Raw genomic sequence first — 20,771 nt, forward strand, 5'->3', positions numbered from 1 at the left:
GCTTCGCCATCCGTGAAGGCGGCCGCACCGTCGGTGCCGGCATCGTAGTCACCATCAAAGAGTAGAGTGGGCGCCGGCGTTGGCCGGTCAGATCGAATGCAAAAAGGGCAGTCCTCGGGCTGCCCTTTTTGCTTATTTGCGTACACCCGGCTTACCTTTTTTAGGTACAGCCGGCGCCTGCGGCGTCGCAAAACCCCGTTGCAAGCCGTCAAAGCTGAGCTAGTATAGCTTGCACTGCGGGGGGCTTCCCGAATGGTTTCATGGCACCGTCTGAATGGTCAGGCATGGTGGATGCTTGGGGTGATCTGCCTGGCGTCGTTCCTAGTCATGGGACACGCTGCCTTCGCGGCGAACACCGAAAAATCCGCCCCGGATCTTGGCCCGACGATGCGGTTTGTCGTCGTCCGCAGCAGCGCGCCTGGTTGCGAACCGACCTGCCCGGAATGGATATCGGCTGAAGGCTCGATAGAAGCCGGCACGCCGGCCCTGTTCAAACGCACGCTCAAGGGGCTTGGTGGCCGAAAACTGCCCGTTGTCGTAGATTCTCCCGGCGGCAACGTCGAAGCGGCGCTGGCGCTTGGCCGGCTGCTCCGCAAGAACAAACTCGATATCGCGGTCGGCAAAACCCGGTTCACCGGTTGCCAGCCCGACGCCAAGGATTGCAAGGAAAACGACGGCAAGGGCGCTCGCTATTTCGGCAATGCCTATGCCAGCGGCGCCATCTGCAATTCCGCTTGTCCGCTGATGGTTGCCGGCGGCATCAGGCGCGTCGTCGGGCATTGGGCCCATCTCGGCGTGCATCAGATCACCACGACCTACATCCGCACGAAATTGCAATACCGGACCACCTATCGCGTGGTGAGAGGCATCCTCAGCAAGAAGATCGTCGGCCGCAAGAACGCCGGCAGCTACAAGACCTACGAGATGAGCAAGTCGGTGGAGAAAAGACTGGCTGCCTATCTGAACGAAATGGGCGTCGGCCTGGCCGTGCTCGAGACGATGAAGAACACGCCGGCCAGCAGCATCCAGCAGCTGGCTCCCTACGACATGCTGCAGGCGAAGCTCGTGACCAGCCTGGATGCCGTCGACCTGCTGACCGCGCCGACCCTATGCAACACCGATCCGGTGGTCGCGAACTGCAGGGAAATACCGGCGCCAGCCGGCGATGTGATGGCGTACGCCAAGTCCGCTCCCGCCGCGCCGGGCGAACCTGAAACCGCGCAGCGGGCCGATGTTGGCGATATGCGCTTCGTCCTGGTTCGCGGCAGAAGTTTTCTCTGCGATCCCAACTGTCCCGAATGGATCTCCGCTGAAGGCATGATCAGCGCTCAAACGCCGGAGCGGCTGCGCCAACTGCTGGATACGATCGGTGATCGGCGACTGCCCGTGGTGATCAACTCGCCGGGAGGCCACGTGCTCGGCGCTCTGGCCGCCGGCAGGTTAATCCGGGAACGCAAGCTCGACGTGGCGGTTGCGCGGACGGACTTCATTGGATGCGAGCCGGACAAGGCCGATTGCGCCGCCAAGGATGGCGTCTATGTCGGGCTGACGATCGATGCGAGCGGCGCGTGTGGCGCGGCCTGCCCGATCATGCTTGCCGGCGGTGTCAGGCGCCTTGTCGGTCCTCGCGCGCAGTTGACCGTGCACTCGATAGGGTTGGAGCAGCGGGTCAAAACCTATCTTAGGGACATGGCGGTCGGGCCCGGTCTGCTGGCGGCGATGCAGTCGGTGCCGGCCTCGCGCCATCGGCAGCTCGAACCCGAGAGGATGCTGAAAATCGGGCTGACGACCGGGCTTGGTTCGGCAGACGAATTTACCGGTCCGACCATCTGCAAGTCGGAGCCAATGCCGGAGAATTGCCGCGTAGTGTCGACGTCCGAGGTTCAGGCCGAGGCGCCCGTAAAGTTGTAGGGCGCAGGATCGCCCCAGCCGAGCGCGAAATAGCCGTCTCCATAGCCCGATGGGGCGAAGCCGGGTCGATCCTTCCTGTAATGCGCCACAATATGCCGCGACGTTCGACCGATTCGGCAATAAACAAGGTTTGGGATGCTGATCGCTCATCTTCCGGCTGGCTACATACTCGGCACTTTCGCACGAAACCGTTGGCCCGGCAGATCGGGGATCATGACGGCGGCTATCCTCGGCAGCGTCGTCCCGGACCTCGACATGGTTTACTTCCATTTTGTCGATGGCGGCCGAACCCATCACCACGCCTACATCACGCACTGGCCGCTCTTCTGGGCAGCGGTTGGCCTTGTGGCACTGTCGGTCGCGAAATGGCGGGATCCGCGATATCTGGCTCCCGTCGGCGCCTTCTTTGCCGCCGCAATGATACACATGATCCTGGACAGCGTGGCGTCGCCTATAATGTGGCTAATGCCGTTCGACCGGCGAGCGCTCGAACTTGTCACGGTTCCGGCGATGTATCGCAACTGGGTCATGAGCTTCATGCTGCATTGGAGTTTTGCTCTCGAACTTCTCATATGCACCTGGGCGCTGGTCCTCGGATTTCGACGATTGCAGCCCGTCGCGGCCACGCCTAAAAACTCGACTTGAGTTCTTGTCCGCTTTATGAAATAGCAGCGCGCGATACGGGCATAGCTCAGTTGGTAGAGCGGCGGTCTCCAAAACCGCAGGTCGTAGGTTCGAGCCCTGCTGCCCGTGCCATTTCTCGAAATGGCCAATTCATGAAACCCCGTGCCATTTGTCGAAGTGGTCAATTCATGAAAAGATTCCTGGTCTTCCGCGCTTCGACCTTTTGAAAATCGCGTGGTGGCTTGCCATATAGGCTGTCTTGGGGCATAAGAGCGCCATAGCCGGGACGGGACGACTGGATGGTTCCGAGGCGGCGTTTGGCATAAAGCGGACACTTGCCACTTGCGTGGATCAAGAATCGGTTTTATGTAGACGAAACAGACACGCGACGCGTGGAGCTGGGAAGCCGGCTTTACGCGTCCGATTTGCATGGGCGAAATGATTGCGCTGATTCGGCGCGAACACAGGCTCAGGCGGCACATCCCGGCCAGCGGGATCATCCAGGAGATCCGGTCAACGGGTCTTGCAGACAGAGCGGCACATGGCTTCGAAAACCACAAATCCTTTCGTCTTTCTCCAGCAGGTTCGCGCGGAGACCGCCAAGGTGACTTGGCCGTCGCGTCGCGAAACGATGATCTCGACGGTGATGGTGCTGGCGTTCGCTGTGATCGCGATGATCTTTTTCTTTACTGCCGATCAGCTCATGGGCCTCGCGGTCGAGCAGATTCTGGGCATTGGACGCTAAGTCCGGCGATTACGGAGAAGCCTTGAAATGACTGCGCGGTGGTACATCGTCCACGCCTATTCGAACTTTGAAAAAAAGGTCGCTGAGGACATCGAGAACAAGGCCAAGCAGAAAGGCCTGTCCGCTGAGATCGAGCAGATCGTGGTGCCGACCGAGAAGGTCGTCGAGATACGCCGCGGCCGCAAGGTCGATGCCGAGCGCAAGTTCTTCCCGGGCTACGTGCTGCTGAAGGCCAACCTGACCGACGCGGTGTTCTCGCTGGTGAAGAACACGCCGAAGGTCACCGGCTTCCTGGGCGATTCGAAGCCGGTGCCGATCACCGAGGCCGAGGCCCAGCGCATCCTGAACCAGGTGCAGGAAGGTGTCGAGCGGCCGAAGCCGTCGGTCACTTTCGAGATCGGCGAGGCGATCCGCGTCTCGGACGGTCCGTTCGCCTCGTTCAACGGTTTCGTCCAGGAAGTGGACGAGGAGCGGGCGCGGCTCAAGGTGGAAGTTTCGATCTTCGGGCGCGCCGTGCCGGTCGATCTCGAATTCGGACAGGTCGAAAAGGGCTGATCCGAAATCCTTGTCGCCAATTCGGCGGTGAGGGAGGCGGCGTGGAAATCGCGGCCAAAACGGGGTGGGAGGCAATGCAGCTTTAGCCGGCCGCAGGAACCGCACCACCAGACTGCAACCGCCGGTGTTGCCCAGATTTGGGGCCGGCATGAGACAAAGGCAGGAAAGAGATGGCTAAGAAAATTGCAGGCCAGCTCAAGCTCCAGGTTTCCGCGGGCTCGGCGACGCCGTCGCCCCCGATCGGACCGGCGCTTGGTCAGCGCGGCATCAACATCATGGAGTTCTGCAAGGCGTTCAACGCGCAGACCCAGGAAATGGAAAAGGGATCGCCGGTTCCGGTTGTGATCACCTACTACCAGGACAAGTCGTTCACCTTCGTCATGAAGACGCCGCCGGTGAGCTACTTCCTGAAGAAGGCCGCAAACCTGAAGTCGGGCTCGAAGGAGCCGGGCAAGGTCAAGGCCGGCACGATCGGCCGCGACAAGGTGCGCGCCATCGCCGAGCAGAAGATGAAGGATCTGAACGCGACCGATATCGAGGGGGCCATGCGCATGGTCGAGGGCTCCGCCCGCTCGATGGGTCTGGAAGTGGTGGGCTGAGATCATGGCAAAGATTGCAAAGCGTGTATCGAAGACCCGCGAAGGCATCGATCCCAACAAGGCCTATGCCCTGGGTGATGCGCTGAAGCTACTCAAGGACCGGTCCTCGGTGAAGTTCGACGAGACCGTTGAAATCGCGATGAACCTGGGTGTCGACCCGCGCCATGCCGACCAGATGGTGCGTGGCGTGGTCAACCTGCCGAACGGCACCGGCCGTACCGTCCGCGTCGCGGTTTTCGCGCGTGGCGACAAGGCCGAGGAAGCCAAGGCGGCCGGCGCCGATATCGTTGGCGCCGAGGATCTGGTCGACATCGTCCAGAAGGGCACGATCGACTTCGATCGCTGCATCGCCACGCCGGACATGATGCCGCTGGTCGGCCGGCTGGGTAAGGTGCTCGGCCCGCGCGGCATGATGCCGAACCCGAAGGTCGGCACTGTCACCACCGACGTTACCGCCGCCGTCAAGGCGTCGAAGGGTGGCGCGGTCGAGTTCCGCGTCGAGAAGGCCGGCATCGTTCATGGCGGCGTCGGTAAGATCTCGTTCGACGTCAAGGCGCTGGAAGAGAACGTCCGCGCCTTCGCCGACGCGGTGAACAAGGCGAAGCCGGCTGGCGCCAAGGGCAACTACGTCAAGAAGGTGTCGGTCACCTCGACGATGGGACCTGGCCTCAAGCTCGACGTCTCGACGCTGGCAGCGTCCTGATACGAACCATTTGGATCTGCCGCTAAAGGGCTGATCCGTAAACAGAATTCCGGGCCTCCGATTTATTTTGGCGGCCCGGTACCGGAAGTCGAAAGGCTTCCGGACATCCTGTCCGAGATTGCGGGCGGCCCCAAGCCTTGGTTCAAGGGGGGCCTTAATTCATGTGGGCCTGCATGAGACGGGTGAAGACCGGACAACGGAGCGACTGCTCCAATGAAAGGTTCGAACCGTGTTTGCCTTTTGTCTGCGCACCATTCGGCTTGCCGGCTGGTGTGGCGAAAGGGGGCAGGATCCTCGAGCGTCGTTCGGGAGATCCGTTACTGGATGGCCCGGCCGGCAAAAGGCAACCCGACGCCTGTCCTGGTAATGGGAATGTTCCCGTTAACAGGATTGGGGTCAACTGGAGATAGGCAGTGGACAGAGCGGAAAAACGCGAACTCGTCACGGGCCTGAATGAAGCGTTTTCGGGCGCTGGTTCAGTCGTCGTGGCCCACTACGCCGGTATTACCGTCGCGCAAATGAACGACCTTCGGTCGAAAATGCGTGTCGCCGGTGGCACCGTCAAAGTCGCGAAGAACCGTCTCGCCAAAATCGCTCTTCAGGGCACGGACTCCGCATCGATCATCGACCTGTTCAAGGGACAGACGCTGATCGCCTATTCGGAGGATCCGATTGCGGCGCCGAAGGTCGCGTCTGATTTCGCCAAGGGAAATGACAAGCTCGTCATTCTCGGCGGCGCAATGGGCACCACCTCGCTCAACGCCGACGGTGTGAAGGCACTCGCCACACTTCCGTCGCTCGACGAGCTGCGCGGCAGGCTGGTTGGCATGATCGCCACGCCGGCAACCCGGATCGCCCAGATCGTCAATGCGCCTGCGGCTTCGGTCGCGCGCGTCATCGGCGCTTACGCCCGGAAGGACGAGGCGGCATGAGGCCGTTCCTCGCTATCACAAACACACGTTCGAACCTTATGAAGGAATATTGCAATGGCTGATCTGGCAAAGATCGTAGACGACCTTTCGAAGCTGACCGTCCTCGAGGCGGCCGAGCTGTCGAAGCTTCTGGAAGAAAAGTGGGGCGTATCCGCTGCTGCTCCGGTGGCGGTTGCTGCCGCCGGCGGTGCTGCGGCTGCTGCTGCTCCGGTCGAGGAAAAGACGGAATTCGACGTCGTCCTCACCGAGGCGGGCGCTCAGAAGATCAACGTCATCAAGGAAGTTCGCGCCATCACCGGTCTTGGCCTCAAGGAAGCCAAGGACCTGGTCGAGGCGGCTCCGAAGCCGGTCAAGGAAGCTGTTTCCAAGGCCGACGCGGACAAGTTCAAGGCCCAGCTGGAAGCAGCCGGCGCCAAGGTCGAACTGAAGTAAGCGTTTGATATTGGCGGGCGGCTTCGCGCCGTCCGCCACTCCCTTGGCGCGAAGGGAGGCTGCGTAACGTGAAGAGTACGAAAACCTCTTTCCTGAGGGCCGTAAACCGGCCTTCAGGAAACGGGTTTTCTCCCGTTTTGGCCGGCCACCGACAGGTGGCGGGTGAACAAATAAAAGGCCGCCGCCGAAGGTGGCCGAGAATGCAAGGCGAGCCGCGGCGAGGCTCGCCCCGAGAATCGAGCTAAGGAGCGACGATGGCCCAGACACAAACTTTCAATGGCCGCAGACGCGTACGCAAATTCTTCGGAAAGATTCCGGAAGTTGCGGAGATGCCGAACCTGATCGAGGTTCAGAAGGCATCCTATGACCAGTTCCTGATGGTGGAGGAGCCCAAGGGCGGGCGTCCTGACGAGGGACTGCAGGCGGTTTTCAAATCGGTCTTCCCGATCTCCGACTTTTCCGGCTCCTCGATGCTGGAATTCGTGAAGTACGAGTTCGAAGCGCCGAAATTCGACGTTGACGAATGCCGTCAGCGCGACCTGACCTATGCCGCGCCACTCAAGGTGACGCTGCGCCTCATCGTGTTCGATATCGACGAGGATACCGGCGCCAAGTCGATCAAGGACATCAAGGAGCAGGACGTCTACATGGGCGACATGCCGCTCATGACCTTGAACGGCACCTTCATCGTCAACGGCACCGAGCGTGTCATCGTCTCGCAGATGCACCGTTCGCCGGGCGTCTTCTTTGACCATGACAAGGGCAAGTCGCACTCGTCCGGCAAGCTGCTGTTTGCCGCGCGCGTCATCCCCTATCGCGGTTCGTGGCTCGACATCGAGTTCGACTCGAAGGACGTCGTGCACGCCCGCATCGACCGTCGCCGCAAGATCCCGGTCACGTCGCTGTTGATGGCGCTCGGCATGGACGGCGAGGAGATCCTGTCGACCTTCTACAACAAGATCACTTACAAGCGCGCCGGCGACCACTGGCGCATCCCGTTCAATGTCGAGCGTTTCCGCGGCCTCAAGGCTGTCGGCGACCTGATCGATGCAGACACCAACGAGGTCGTCGTCGAGGCCGGCAAGAAGATCACCGCACGCCAGGCCCGTCAGCTCGGAGAAAAGGGTCTCAAGGCGATCAAGGCGACCGACGAGGATCTGCTCGGCAACTACCTTGCCGAGGACATCGTCAACTATGCGACCGGCGAGATTTTCCTCGAGGCCGGCGACGAGATCGATGAAAAGACGCTAAAAGTGCTTCTCGCCGCCGGCGACGACGAGATCAAGGTTCTCGACATCGACCACGTCAATGTCGGCGCCTATATCCGCAACACGCTCAACGTCGACAAGAACGAGAGCCGCCAGGACGCGCTGTTCGACATCTACCGCGTAATGCGCCCCGGCGAGCCGCCGACGCTGGAAACCGCCGAAGCCATGTTCAACTCGCTGTTCTTCGACAGCGAGCGCTATGATCTGTCGGCCGTCGGCCGCGTCAAGATGAACATGCGTCTCGAGCTCAAGGCCGAGGATACCGTGCGCGTGCTGCGCAAGGACGACATCCTGGCCGTGGTCAAGACGCTGGTCGAACTGCGCGACGGCAAGGGCGAGATCGACGACATCGACAATCTCGGCAATCGCCGCGTGCGCTCGGTCGGCGAGTTGATGGAGAACCAGTACCGCGTCGGCCTGTTGCGCATGGAGCGCGCGATCAAGGAACGCATGTCCTCGATCGAGATCGATACGGTGATGCCGCAGGACCTGATCAACGCCAAGCCGGCGGCTGCCGCCGTGCGCGAGTTCTTCGGTTCCTCGCAGCTGTCGCAGTTCATGGACCAGACCAACCCGCTGTCGGAGATCACCCACAAGCGCCGTCTCTCGGCGCTTGGACCCGGTGGCCTGACCCGCGAGCGCGCCGGCTTCGAGGTGCGCGACGTGCACCCGACGCATTACGGCCGCATCTGCCCGATCGAGACGCCGGAAGGCCCGAACATCGGTCTGATCAACTCGCTGGCCACCTTTGCGCGCGTCAACAAGTATGGCTTCATCGAGAGCCCGTACCGCAAGATCGTCAACGGCAAGCTGACCAATGAGGTCGTCTATCTGTCGGCGATGGAAGAGGCCAAGCACCACGTCGCCCAGGCCAATGCCGAGCTCGACAAGGATGGTCGTTTCGTCGACGAATTCGTCATTTGCCGCAACGCCGGCGAAGTGATGATGGCGCCGCGCGAAAACGTCGATCTGATGGACGTATCGCCGAAGCAGATGGTGTCGGTGGCCGCGGCCCTGATTCCGTTCCTCGAGAACGACGACGCCAACCGCGCGCTGATGGGCTCGAACATGCAGCGTCAGGCCGTGCCGCTGGTGCGCGCCGAAGCGCCGTTCGTCGGCACCGGCATGGAGCCGATTGTCGCCCGTGACTCCGGCGCCGCCATCGGCGCCCGCCGCGGCGGCATCGTCGACCAGGTCGACGCGACGCGTATCGTCATCCGCGCCACGGAAGATCTCGATCCCGGCAAGTCGGGCGTCGACATCTACCGGCTGATGAAGTTCCAGCGTTCGAACCAGAACACCTGCATCAACCAGCGTCCGCTGGTGCGCATGGGCGATCTGGTCAACAAGGGCGACATCATCGCCGACGGTCCGTCGACTGAGCTCGGCGATCTGGCGCTCGGCCGCAACGTGCTGGTCGCGTTCATGCCGTGGAACGGATACAACTACGAGGACTCGATCCTCTTGTCCGAGCGCATCGTCGCCGACGACGTCTTCACCTCGATCCACATCGAGGAGTTCGAGGTCATGGCGCGCGACACCAAGCTCGGGCCGGAGGAAATCACCCGCGACATCCCCAATGTCTCGGAAGAAGCGCTGAAGAACCTCGACGAGGCCGGCATCGTCTATATCGGTGCCGAAGTGCAGCCGGGCGACATCCTGGTCGGCAAGATCACGCCGAAAGGTGAAAGCCCGATGACGCCGGAAGAAAAGCTTCTGCGCGCCATCTTCGGCGAAAAGGCATCGGACGTGCGTGACACCTCCATGCGCATGCCGCCCGGAACTTTTGGCACCGTCGTCGAAGTGCGCGTCTTCAACCGCCACGGCGTGGAGAAGGACGAGCGCGCCATGGCGATCGAACGCGAGGAGATCGAACGCCTCGCCAAGGACCGCGACGACGAGCAGGCGATCCTCGACCGCAACGTCTATTCGCGCCTGTCCGATGTTCTCGTCGGCAAGGATGCGATTGCCGGGCCGAAGGGTTTCAAGAAAGGCTCGAAGCTGTCGAAGGATACGCTCGACGAATATCCGCGTTCGCAGTGGTGGCAGTTTGCCGTGGAGAACGAAAAGCTCCAAAGCGAACTGGAAGCCCTGCGTGGCCAGTACGACGATTCCAAAAAGGCGCTCGAACAGCGCTTCATGGACAAGGTCGAGAAGGTGCAGCGCGGCGACGAGATGCCTCCCGGCGTCATGAAGATGGTCAAGGTCTTCGTGGCCGTGAAGCGCAAGATGCAGCCCGGCGACAAGATGGCCGGCCGGCACGGCAACAAGGGTGTCGTGTCGCGGATCGTTCCGGTCGAGGACATGCCTTTCCTCGAGGACGGCACGCATGCCGATATCGTGCTCAACCCTCTGGGTGTGCCGAGCCGGATGAATGTCGGCCAGATCCTGGAGACGCATCTGGGCTGGGCTTGCGCCGGAATGGGCAGGAAGATCGGCGAGCTGATCGACGCGTACAAGACTGGCGGCGACATCAAGCCGCTGCGCAAGACGCTCGAGAGCTTCATGCCCTCCAACGATCGCAACGAGCCGATCCGCGACTATGACGACGAGAGCGTCGTTCGCCTCAGCGAGCAGATGCGCCGCGGCGTCTCCATCGCGACACCGGTGTTCGACGGCGCGCACGAGGCCGACATCAACATCATGCTGGAGCAGGCGGGCCTGCACACCAGCGGTCAGTCGCAGCTCTATGACGGACGCACCGGCGAGCCGTTCGATCGCAAAGTGACGATGGGCTACATATATATGCTCAAGCTTCACCACCTTGTGGACGACAAGATCCACGCGCGTTCGATCGGGCCGTACTCGCTCGTTACCCAGCAGCCGCTGGGCGGCAAGGCGCAGTTCGGTGGCCAGCGCTTCGGCGAGATGGAGGTCTGGGCGCTCGAAGCGTACGGCGCCGCCTACACGCTGCAGGAGATGCTGACGGTGAAGTCGGACGACGTCGCCGGCCGCACCAAGGTCTACGAGGCGATCGTCAGAGGCGACGACACGTTCGAGGCCGGCATCCCCGAGAGCTTCAACGTTCTCGTCAAGGAAATGCGGTCCCTGGGCCTCAATGTCGAGCTGGAGAACACCAAGCTCGACGACAACCCGATCCGGCTGCCCGACGCGGCCGAGTAAGCAAGACGCTCGGTCGCGGAAACCCGCGACCGAGCGCCGAGCATGATCCCGAAAAGTGGTTACCGGTTTTCGGCCAAGATCATGCTCAAACAAGAAAGTTTCTTCGACCGATGGTCGACCAAGTCGGCGGGCGTTTGGCCCGCGCTAGATGCAAGGGGTTTTCGAGGACCCCGAAAAGGAGAACGGCATGAACCAAGAGGTCATGAATCTCTTCAATCCCCAGGCGCCTGCACAGGTGTTCGATTCCATCCGGATTTCGCTCGCCAGCCCTGAGAAGATTCTGTCCTGGTCGTTCGGCGAGATCAAGAAGCCGGAGACCATTAACTATCGCACCTTCAAGCCGGAGCGCGACGGCCTGTTCTGCGCGCGCATTTTCGGTCCGATCAAGGACTACGAGTGCCTGTGCGGCAAGTACAAGCGCATGAAGTACAAGGGCGTCATCTGCGAGAAGTGCGGCGTCGAAGTCACGCTGTCGCGCGTCCGTCGCGAGCGCATGGGCCATATCGAGCTGGCCGCGCCGGTCGCCCATATCTGGTTCCTGAAGTCACTGCCGTCGCGTATCGGCACGCTGCTCGACATGACGCTGAAGGATATCGAGCGGGTTCTCTACTTCGAGAACTACATCGTCACCGAGCCCGGCCTCACCGCGCTGAAGGAGCACCAGCTGCTCAGCGAGGAAGAGTACATGATGGCCGTCGACGAATATGGCGAGGATAGCTTCACCGCCATGATCGGCGCCGAGGCCATCCACGACCTTCTGGCCGGCATGGACCTGGAGAAGATCGCCGGCGACCTGCGTTCGGAGCTGGCTTCGACGACGTCCGAGCTCAAGCAGAAGAAGTATCTGAAGCGGCTCAAGGTCGTCGAGAACTTCATGGAGTCCGGCAACCGTCCGGAATGGATGATCATGAAGGTGGTTCCGGTGATCCCGCCGGACCTGCGCCCGCTGGTTCCTCTCGACGGCGGCCGCTTCGCCACGTCCGATCTCAACGATCTCTATCGCCGCGTCATCAACCGTAACAACCGTCTGAAGCGGCTGATCGAGCTGCGCGCGCCTGGCATCATCGTGCGCAATGAAAAGCGCATGCTGCAGGAGGCCGTCGACGCGCTGTTCGACAACGGCCGCCGCGGCCGCGTCATCACCGGCGCCAACAAGCGTCCGTTGAAGTCGCTGTCCGACATGCTGAAGGGCAAGCAGGGCCGGTTCCGCCAGAACCTGCTCGGCAAGCGTGTCGATTATTCCGGCCGCTCGGTCATCGTGACCGGTCCGGAGCTCAAGTTGCACCAGTGCGGCCTGCCGAAGAAGATGGCGCTCGAACTGTTCAAGCCCTTCATCTATGCCCGTCTCGACGCCAAGGGTTATTCCTCGACCGTCAAGCAGGCGAAGAAGCTGGTCGAGAAGGAGCGTCCGGAAGTCTGGGATATCCTCGACGAGGTTATTCGCGAGCATCCGGTGCTTCTGAACCGCGCGCCGACGCTGCACCGCCTCGGCATCCAGGCGTTCGAGCCGATCCTGATCGAAGGCAAGGCGATCCAGCTTCACCCGCTGGTCTGCACGGCCTTCAACGCCGACTTCGACGGCGACCAGATGGCGGTTCACGTGCCGTTGTCGCTGGAAGCACAGCTTGAAGCCCGCGTGCTGATGATGTCGACCAACAACATCCTGCACCCGGCTTCCGGCGCGCCGATCATCGTGCCGTCGCAGGACATGGTTCTGGGTCTCTACTATCTCTCGATCGTCAACCAAAACGAGCCTGGCGAGGGCATGGTGTTTGCCGATATGGGCGAACTCCAGCACGCGCTCGAGACCAAGGCGGTGACGCTGCATTCCAAGATCAAGGGCCGCTTCCGCACCGTCGATGCGGACGGCAAGGTCGTGTCGAAAATCTACGACACCACGCCCGGCCGGATGATCATCGGCGAGCTTCTGCCGAAGAACGTCAACGTGCCGTACGAGACCGCCAACCAGGAGATGACCAAGAAGAACATCTCCAAGATGATCGACACCGTCTACCGCCATTGCGGTCAGAAGGAGACGGTCATTTTCTGCGATCGCATCATGGCTCTCGGCTTCAGCCACGCCTGCCGCGCCGGCATTTCGTTCGGCAAGGACGACATGCTGATCCCGGATGCCAAGATCAAGCTGGTTTCCGACACCGAGGCCTTGGCCAAGGAATACGAGCAGCAGTACAATGACGGCCTGATCACGCAGGGCGAGAAGTACAACAAGGTCGTCGACGCCTGGGCCAAGTGCTCGGAAAAGGTCGCCGACGAGATGATGGCCCGCATCAAGGCGGTCGAGTTCGAGGACAATGGCCGTCAAAAGCCGATGAACTCGATCTACATGATGTCGCACTCCGGTGCGCGCGGCTCGCCCACCCAGATGCGCCAGCTGGCCGGCATGCGCGGCCTCATGGCCAAGCCGAGCGGTGAAATCATCGAGACGCCGATCATCTCCAACTTCAAGGAAGGCCTGACCGTGCTCGAGTATTTCAACTCGACCCACGGCGCCCGCAAGGGTCTGGCCGACACCGCCTTGAAGACGGCGAACTCGGGTTATCTCACCCGTCGTCTCGTCGACGTGGCTCAGGACTGCATCGTCAACTCCGTCGACTGCGGCACCGACAAGGGCCTCACCATGCAGCCGATCGTCGATGCCGGCCAGGTCGTCGCCTCCGTCGGCCAGCGCGTTCTCGGCCGCACGGCGCTCGACGACATCACTCATCCTGTGACGGGTGAGGTTCTGGTCAAGGCCGGAACGCTGATGGACGAGCGCGACGTCGAGCAAATCGAAAAGGCCGGCGTCCAGTCGGTCCGCATCCGCTCGGCGCTGACTTGCGACGTCAGGGTCGGTGTCTGCGCGGTCTGCTACGGACGCGATCTGGCCCGCGGCACCCCGGTCAACCAGGGCGAGGCTGTCGGCGTCATCGCGGCGCAGTCGATCGGCGAGCCGGGCACCCAGCTCACCATGCGCACCTTCCACATGGGCGGTACGGCGCAGGTGGTGGACTCGTCGTTCCTTGAAGCCTCGTATGAGGGCAAGGTCGAGATCCGCAACCGCAACGTGGTACGCAACTCCGACGGCCAGCAGATGGTCATGGGCCGCAACATGGCGGTGCTGATCCTCGACGAGGCCGGCAAGGAGCGCGCCACGCACCGCCTCACCTATGGTTCGCGCATCTTCGTGGACGATGGCGACAAGGTGAAGCGCGGCCAGCGCATCGCCGAGTGGGATCCCTATACCCGCCCGGTCCTCACCGAGATCGAGGGCAAGGTGGCGTTCGAGGATCTGGTCGACGGCATTTCCGTCCAGGAAACGGCCGACGAATCGACCGGCATCACCAAGCGCGAGGTCATCGACTGGCGTTCGACGCCACGCGGCAACGACCTCAAGCCGGCGATCGTCGTCCAGGACGCCAAGGGCAAGGTCGGCAAATTGTCGAAGGGTGGCGACGCTCGCTTCCTGCTCTCGGTCGAGGCTATTCTTTCGGTCGAGCCGGGTGCACAGGTTCGCCCCGGCGACGTGCTAGCGCGTATCCCGATGGAAAGCGCCAAGACCAAGGACATCACCGGCGGTCTGCCGCGTGTTGCCGAACTGTTCGAGGCACGCCGTCCGAAGGACCACGCCATCATCGCCGAGATCGATGGCACGATCCGCTTCGGCCGCGACTACAAGAACAAGCGCCGCATCATCATCGAGCCGCATGACTCGACGCTTGAGCCGGTCGAATACCTGATCCCGAAGGGCAAGCCGTTCCATCTCCAGGACGGTGACGTCATCGAGAAGGGCGACTACATCCTCGACGGCAATCCGGCGCCGCACGACATCCTGGCGATCAAGGGCGTGGAGGCGCTTGCGTCCTACCTCGTCAACGAGATCCAGGAGGTCTACCGTCTGCAGGGCGTGTCGATCAACGACAAGCACATCGAGGTGATCGTTCGCCAGATGCTGCAGAAGGTCGAGATCACTGCGCAGGGCGACTCGACCTACATTCCGGGCGACCACGTCGACGTGATCGAGCTGGAAGAGGTCAACGAGCGCCTGGTCGAGGACGGCAAGAAGCCGGCCGAAGGCCAGCCGGTGCTGTTGGGCATCACCAAGGCCTCGCTGCAGACGCCGTCCTTCATCTCGGCCGCCTCTTTCCAGGAGACGACCAGAGTGCTGACCGAAGCGGCGGTTGCCGGCAAGACCGACATGCTGCAGGGGCTGAAGGAAAACGTCATCGTCGGCCGTCTGATCCCGGCCGGCACCGGCGGCACGATGAGCCAGATCCGGCGCATCGCCACCTCGCGCGACGAGCTGATCATCGACGAGCGCCGCAAGGCGTCAGGCGTCGAGGTCGCCGACCCGATGCTGACCGACATGGCTTCCGCCGCGCAGTAAGCGCGGCGGGTAAAGATCTCAGGCAACGAAGCCGTCGGGGCAACCCGGCGGCTTTTTTTGTGAGTTGAGGTTGGCGACGGACTGGGAGGATGCGTCATCGAGTGTTGCGACTTATTTCGATCGTCCGGCGCCGCCCCTCATTGCCCTGCCGGGCATTTCTCCCCGTAAACGGGGAGAAAGGAGCTGGCCGCAACCTTGGCGCTCTTTCTGCGACGCTGGAGATCGGCGAAAACTTTGATGACGGCGTCCTTCTCCCCGTTCACGGGAAGAAGATGGCGGCAGCCAGATGAGGGGCGGCGCGACGCTTGCAAGATGGTCAGGACCGGAGCGAAGGCCACTCCTTACAGCTACGCGGCTTAATCGAAAAAGGCCTCGACGACATTGCGCCTACCCAGCATGAAGGCGTCGGCGACATGCTGGAGGGGAGCGAGATCGACATCGGAAACGCCGGCGCGCACGATCTCGGCGAAACGCCTGTAGAGCATCGGGTATTCGGCTTCCGGCTCGTCGTGAACGACGCGGCCGTCGACCGCGAGTTTTGAGCCGCCGCCCGAAAGCACCATCGCGCCCTTGTCCGTCTCGGCCAGGATGTCCCAGCTTTGCGGGCCGGTCTGTCGCCAGTCGAGTTCCATCGTCACCGGCAAGCCGTTCGAAGTGCGGAAGGCGATGTGGGCGGCGATCGGGGCAGCGCGGTTTTCGGGAAAATCGAGAATCGCCGAGGTGATGAACATCGCCGGCAATATGTGGGTCGCGATCGACAGCGCGTTGATGCCTGGATCGAAGACGCCGAAGCCGCCTGGGGCCCAGATCCAGTCCTGGTTGGGGTGCCAGCGGCGCACGTCTTCCTTCCAGTTGATGGCTGCCGACCTGATCTGGGTCGAGCCTAAAAATGCACGCGCCGCTTCCACCGCCGGCGCATAGCGCGAATGCCAGCTGGCAAACAGCGAGACGCCGTTTGCCGCCGCCAGTGCTTTCAGGTCCTCGACCTCGCTGACCGTGGCGCCGGGCGGCTTTTCCAGGAAGACATGCTTTTTCGCCGCCAGCGCTGTCCGTGCGGCGTCATAGCGGAACTGCGGCGGCATGCAGAGCGATACGGCCTCGAGTTCCGGCACGGCGTCGAGCATCACCTCGATATCAGGAAAATTCGGGATGCCGTCGACTTTGCCGTGCCGGCTGGCGGCGGCAGTGAGTAGGTAGTCGCGGTCCTTGGCCAGAGCCGGAAGGTGCTGGTCGCGAACAATCTTTCCCACGCCGACGATGCCGAGTTTGATGGGGTCGTTATTCCTGGGCATGGGAGACTCCGCAGATTGGATGCACTTGGCTGTCAGCAGCGAATGGTTCTTAGCAGAGAACCGATGCCGGGCAAGCCTCGGCGGAGGCGGGCATGGCGGCCCAGGCGAGGGCGCATACAGCCGCCCATTGCCTCCCGATCAGATCGGCCCTGCTTCAGACCGGCCCCGCTTCAGACGGGCCCCGCTTCAGACTGGCACGTCGAAGGTGACGATCGACACTTCGCCTTCGAGCGCGCCCTGGTAGGCCGACAAATGCGGCTCTTCGTCGGGCACGCCATCCAGGTCGCCGATCTGGTCGAGCTCCGCCTCGGCGTAGCCTTCGGCGGCTAGTGATTCGAGCGCCCGGCGCACCGCCGAATCGTCGTCGGGCGCGACCAGCATGAGGTGGACGCCTTCCGGCTTGCCGCCCTTTCTTTTCCACGCCCGGCCGGTGATGATGGTGACCGGGCGCTCATCATTGTCGTTCACGGGCCGATTCCTCCGGGCGAGGGGATTTGCGCTGTTCATGTCGCTTTTTCGCATGAAGCGTGGCTACGCAACAGTCGAAGGCCGGTCACTTTCTTCCTTCCCCTTGCAAAATGGCGAAACAAAATTACATGCGCTTTTCGCATGGCTGCCAAGCCTCGGTTTCGGCGTAATATTTGGCGCTCCGGGGTTGACGGGCAACGGGCTTGCGAGTAGAAGCCGCCCAGTCAGAACCGATGTGAGGCTCTCACTTCCGAAGCGACACGCTTTGGAGTTTGCCTCAAACAGGGTTCGTTTTACGAGCGAAAAGACATTTCCGGCGTGCATGAAGCGGTTTCCGCTTCCTCTGCCATTTGTTCGGGCAAGACCGCGAGGCGCGGTTTGTGGCCCGACTTTGCGTATGGAAATGACGCTTTGAGCGGCCCTGACCGGGCGAGACACGGAATTGAGAGACAAGAGGGTTTAATGCCTACCGTCAACCAGCTGATCCGCAAGCCGCGCATTGCGCCGGTGAAGCGCAACAAGGTCCCGGCCATGCAGCAGAACCCGCAGAAGCGGGGCGTCTGCACGCGCGTCTACACAACGACGCCGAAGAAGCCGAACTCGGCGCTGCGCAAGGTGGCCAAGATCCGCCTGACCAATGGTTTTGAAGTGATCGGCTACATCCCCGGCGAAGGCCACAACCTTCAGGAGCACTCGGTGGTGATGATCCGCGGCGGTCGCGTCAAGGATCTTCCGGGCGTCCGCTACCATATCATCCGCGGCGTGCTCGACACGCAGGGTGTGAAGAACCGCAAGCAGCGCCGTTCGAAATACGGCGCCAAGCGTCCGAAGTGACCGAAGCGTAGCCAAGGTCATCCCGGACGGCGCCAGGCGACGATCCGGGATCCAGGCCACCACGCAGAATTGAGGCAGAGAAAAAATGTCCCGTCGTCACAGTGCAGAAAAGCGTGAGATCAATCCGGACCCGAAGTTCGGCGATCTGATCGTCACCAAGTTCATGAACGCCGTCATGTATGACGGCAAGAAGTCGGTTGCCGAGACCATCGTCTACGGCGCGCTCGACCAGGTCCAGTCCAAGACCAAGCAGGAGCCGGTCACCGTCTTCCATCAGGCGCTCGACAATGTCGCTCCGCATGTGGAAGTGCGTTCGCGCCGCGTCGGCGGCGCCACCTACCAGGTTCCGGTCGACGTGCGCCCCGAGCGCCGTCAGGCGCTGGCCATCCGCTGGCTGATCGCCGCCGCCCGCAACCGCAACGAGACCACGATGGTCGACCGCCTCTCCGGCGAGCTGATGGACGCGGCCAACAACCGCGGCACCGCCGTCAAGAAGCGTGAAGACACCCACAAGATGGCAGAAGCCAACCGCGCCTTCGCGCACTACCGCTGGTAAAGCGCGAACGAGACTGAAGAGGCACCTCCCATGGCCCGCGAATATAAAATCGAAGACTACCGCAATTTCGGTATCATGGCGCATATCGACGCCGGCAAGACGACGACCACCGAGCGCGTCCTCTACTACACGGGCAAGTCGCACAAGATCGGCGAAGTCCATGACGGCGCTGCCACCATGGACTGGATGGAGCAGGAGCAGGAACGCGGCATCACCATTACGTCCGCCGCGACCACGACCTTCTGGAAGGCTCGTGACGGCAAGATGCACCGCTTCAACATCATCGACACTCCCGGCCACGTCGACTTCACCATCGAGGTCGAGCGTTCGCTGCGCGTGCTCGACGGCGCCATTGCGCTGCTCGACGCCAACGCCGGTGTCGAGCCGCAGACGGAGACCGTCTGGCGCCAGGCCGACAAGTACCGCGTGCCGCGCATGATCTTCTGTAACAAGATGGACAAGATCGGCGCGGATTTCTATCGCTCGGTCGAAATGATCGGTTCGCGCCTCGGTGCGCAGGCTGTCGTCATGCAGCTGCCGATCGGCGCCGAGACCGAGTTCAAGGGTGTCGTCGATCTCGTCGAGATGAACGCGCTGGTCTGGCGCGACGAGACGCTGGGCGCCGCCTGGGACGTTGTCGAGATCCCGGACGACCTTAGGGCACGTGCGGAAGAATATCGCGAGAAGATGATCGAGGCCGCCGTCGAAATGGACGAGACGGCGCTCGAGAATTACCTCGAAGGCAAGATGCCCAGCAATGACGAGATCCGCGCCCTGATCCGCAAGGGCACCATTGCGGTGAAGTTCTACCCGATGTTCTGCGGCTCGGCCTTCAAGAACAAGGGCGTGCAGCCGCTGCTCGACGCAGTCGTCGAATATCTGCCGTCGCCGGCCGACGTTCCGGCCATCAAGGGCGTCGATGCAAAGACCGACGCCGAGATCGAGCGTCACGCCGACGACAGCGAGCCGCTGTCGATGCTCGCCTTCAAGATCATGAACGACCCGTTCGTCGGCTCGCTGACCTTTGCCCGCATCTATTCGGGCAAGCTCACCAAGGGCATCTCGGTCGACAATACGGTGAAGGGCAAGAAGGAGCGCATCGGCCGCATGCTGCAGATGCATGCGAATTCGCGCGCTGACGTCGAAGAGGCTTTCGCCGGCGACATCGTCGCTTTGGCCGGCCTCAAGGACACGACGACTGGCGACACGCTGTGCGATCCGCTGCATCCAGTCATCCTCGAGCGCATGGAATTCCCCGATCCGGTCATCCAGATCGCCATCGAGCCGAAGACCAAGAACGACCAGGAGAAGATGGGCCTTGCGCTGCATCGCCTGGCCGCCGAGGATCCGTCCTTCCGCGTCAAGACCGACGAGGAAAGCGGCCAGACGATCATCTCCGGCATGGGCGAACTCCACCTCGACATCATCGTCGACCGCATGCGTCGCGAGTTCAAGGTCGAGGCCAATGTCGGCGCGCCGCAGGTGGCCTATCGCGAGACGATCACCCGCAGGCACGAGCAGGACTACACCCACAAGAAGCAGACCGGCGGCACCGGCCAGTTCGCCCGTGTCAAGATCCTCTTCGAGCCAAATCCGGAAAGCAGCGAATTCCTGTTCGAATCCAAGATCGTCGGCGGCGCTGTGCCGAAGGAATACATCCCCGGTGTCGAAAAGGGCATCAACAGCGTCATGACCTCTGGCCCGTTCGCCGGCTTCCCGATGATCGGCGTCAAGGCGACGCTGATCGACGGCGCCTACCATGATGTCGATTCCTCGGTGCTCGCCTTCGAAATCGCCGGCCGTGCCTGCTTCCGTGAAGCGGCGCCCAAGCTTGGCGTGCAGTTGCTCGAGCCGATCATGAAGGTCGAAGTGGTGACGCCGGAAGATTATGTCGGCAGCGTCATCGGTGATCTGAACGGCCGTCGCGGCCAGATTCAGGGCCAGGAAGCGCGCGGCGTGGCGGTCGTTGTCAACGCGATGGTGCCGCTCGCCAACATGTTCAAATACGTCGACAATTTGCGCTCGATGAGCCAGGGCCGCGCGGCCTACACGATGCAGTTCGATCACTACGAGCCGGTCCCCACCGCGGTCGCTCAGGAAGTCCAGAAGAAATACGCGTAACCGGAACGGGTTGCAGCGCTAACTTAATTCAAAGCCCGCACGGGCGAGCAGGAATGGAGAGATCACATGGCAAAAGGTAAATTCGAGCGTACAAAGCCTCATGTGAACATCGGCACGATTGGCCATGTCGATCATGGCAAGACGTCGCTGACGGCGGCGATCACCAAGTATTTTGGCGAATACAAGCGCTACGACCAGATTGATGCGGCGCCCGAGGAGAAGGC

At 62.0% G+C, this 20,771-nt stretch carries 16 protein-coding genes and 1 tRNA gene; 15 read left to right on the forward strand and 2 right to left on the reverse strand.

The genetic code is table 11. The features are described from left to right. Positions 1-252: 252 nt before the first annotated feature. From NMG70_RS27655 to rpoC, 11 genes are all read left to right on the forward strand, one after another. Positions 253-1,911, forward strand: a complete 1,659-nt coding sequence (locus NMG70_RS27655; RefSeq protein WP_436798471.1) for a COG3904 family protein — start codon at positions 253-255, stop codon at positions 1,909-1,911. A 135-nt stretch (positions 1,912-2,046) separates the two neighbouring features. Then, positions 2,047-2,556 (forward strand): metal-dependent hydrolase, encoded by a 510-nt coding sequence (locus NMG70_RS27660; protein WP_254027454.1) that lies wholly within the window; start codon positions 2,047-2,049, stop codon positions 2,554-2,556. A gap of 35 nt (positions 2,557-2,591) precedes the next feature. After that, positions 2,592-2,667: transfer RNA gene (locus NMG70_RS27665), tRNA-Trp, on the forward strand. 409 nt (positions 2,668-3,076) lie between these two features. Then, entirely contained in the window at positions 3,077-3,280 is a 204-nt protein-coding gene (gene secE / locus NMG70_RS27670) for a preprotein translocase subunit SecE (RefSeq protein ID WP_013531408.1), read from the forward strand. Between the two features lie 27 nt (positions 3,281-3,307). Beyond that, on the forward strand, positions 3,308-3,835 hold the full coding sequence (gene nusG / locus NMG70_RS27675) for a transcription termination/antitermination protein NusG (protein ID WP_254018701.1): 528 nt from the start codon (positions 3,308-3,310) through the stop codon (positions 3,833-3,835). Between the two features lie 170 nt (positions 3,836-4,005). Beyond that, entirely contained in the window at positions 4,006-4,434 is a 429-nt protein-coding gene (gene rplK / locus NMG70_RS27680; protein ID WP_023798121.1) for a 50S ribosomal protein L11, read from the forward strand. 4 nt (positions 4,435-4,438) lie between these two features. After that, positions 4,439-5,137 carry a 50S ribosomal protein L1 gene (gene rplA / locus NMG70_RS27685; RefSeq protein ID WP_254027455.1) on the forward strand — a complete coding sequence of 233 codons (699 nt, stop codon included), beginning with the start codon at positions 4,439-4,441 and terminating at the stop codon, positions 5,135-5,137. A gap of 413 nt (positions 5,138-5,550) precedes the next feature. Next, the gene (rplJ, locus tag NMG70_RS27690; RefSeq protein ID WP_065011395.1) at positions 5,551-6,069 is read left to right on the forward strand and encodes a 50S ribosomal protein L10; all 519 of its coding nucleotides are present in this window, start codon (positions 5,551-5,553) and stop codon (positions 6,067-6,069) included. Positions 6,070-6,123: 54 nt separating this feature from the next. Further along, positions 6,124-6,501, forward strand: a complete 378-nt coding sequence (rplL, locus tag NMG70_RS27695) for a 50S ribosomal protein L7/L12 (RefSeq protein ID WP_023680442.1) — start codon at positions 6,124-6,126, stop codon at positions 6,499-6,501. 254 nt (positions 6,502-6,755) lie between these two features. Then, positions 6,756-10,892 carry a DNA-directed RNA polymerase subunit beta gene (gene rpoB, locus NMG70_RS27700; RefSeq protein ID WP_254027456.1) on the forward strand — a complete coding sequence of 1,379 codons (4,137 nt, stop codon included), beginning with the start codon at positions 6,756-6,758 and terminating at the stop codon, positions 10,890-10,892. Between the two features lie 187 nt (positions 10,893-11,079). After that, a complete protein-coding gene (rpoC, locus tag NMG70_RS27705; protein WP_027155820.1) occupies positions 11,080-15,276 on the forward strand; it encodes a DNA-directed RNA polymerase subunit beta' in 4,197 nt (1,398 codons plus the stop codon). Positions 15,277-15,632: 356 nt separating this feature from the next. Here the strand turns inward: rpoC and NMG70_RS27710 are convergent, their stop codons facing one another. Beyond that, the gene (locus NMG70_RS27710) at positions 15,633-16,568 is read right to left on the reverse strand and encodes a Gfo/Idh/MocA family protein (protein WP_254027457.1); all 936 of its coding nucleotides are present in this window, start codon (positions 16,566-16,568) and stop codon (positions 15,633-15,635) included. Positions 16,569-16,754: 186 nt separating this feature from the next. Further along, positions 16,755-17,036 (reverse strand): transcriptional regulator, encoded by a 282-nt coding sequence (locus NMG70_RS27715; RefSeq protein WP_127315883.1) that lies wholly within the window; start codon positions 17,034-17,036, stop codon positions 16,755-16,757. 462 nt (positions 17,037-17,498) lie between these two features. On the opposite strand from NMG70_RS27715, the gene rpsL reads away from it, so the two are divergent. The 4 genes from rpsL to NMG70_RS27735 all read left to right on the forward strand — a co-directional run. Beyond that, a complete protein-coding gene (rpsL, locus tag NMG70_RS27720) occupies positions 17,499-17,870 on the forward strand; it encodes a 30S ribosomal protein S12 (RefSeq protein ID WP_006333356.1) in 372 nt (123 codons plus the stop codon). A gap of 85 nt (positions 17,871-17,955) precedes the next feature. Next, on the forward strand, positions 17,956-18,426 hold the full coding sequence (rpsG, locus tag NMG70_RS27725; protein WP_008875664.1) for a 30S ribosomal protein S7: 471 nt from the start codon (positions 17,956-17,958) through the stop codon (positions 18,424-18,426). Between the two features lie 30 nt (positions 18,427-18,456). After that, the gene (fusA, locus tag NMG70_RS27730) at positions 18,457-20,547 is read left to right on the forward strand and encodes an elongation factor G (RefSeq protein ID WP_077381036.1); all 2,091 of its coding nucleotides are present in this window, start codon (positions 18,457-18,459) and stop codon (positions 20,545-20,547) included. A gap of 66 nt (positions 20,548-20,613) precedes the next feature. Beyond that, positions 20,614-20,771, forward strand: a 158-nt coding sequence (locus NMG70_RS27735; RefSeq protein ID WP_254025198.1) for a GTP-binding protein, incomplete at its 3' end; no start/stop codon positions are given.

This window comes from Mesorhizobium ventifaucium (assembly GCF_935822925.1).
In the GTDB taxonomy this organism is placed as follows: domain Bacteria; phylum Pseudomonadota; class Alphaproteobacteria; order Rhizobiales; family Rhizobiaceae; genus Mesorhizobium; species Mesorhizobium ventifaucium.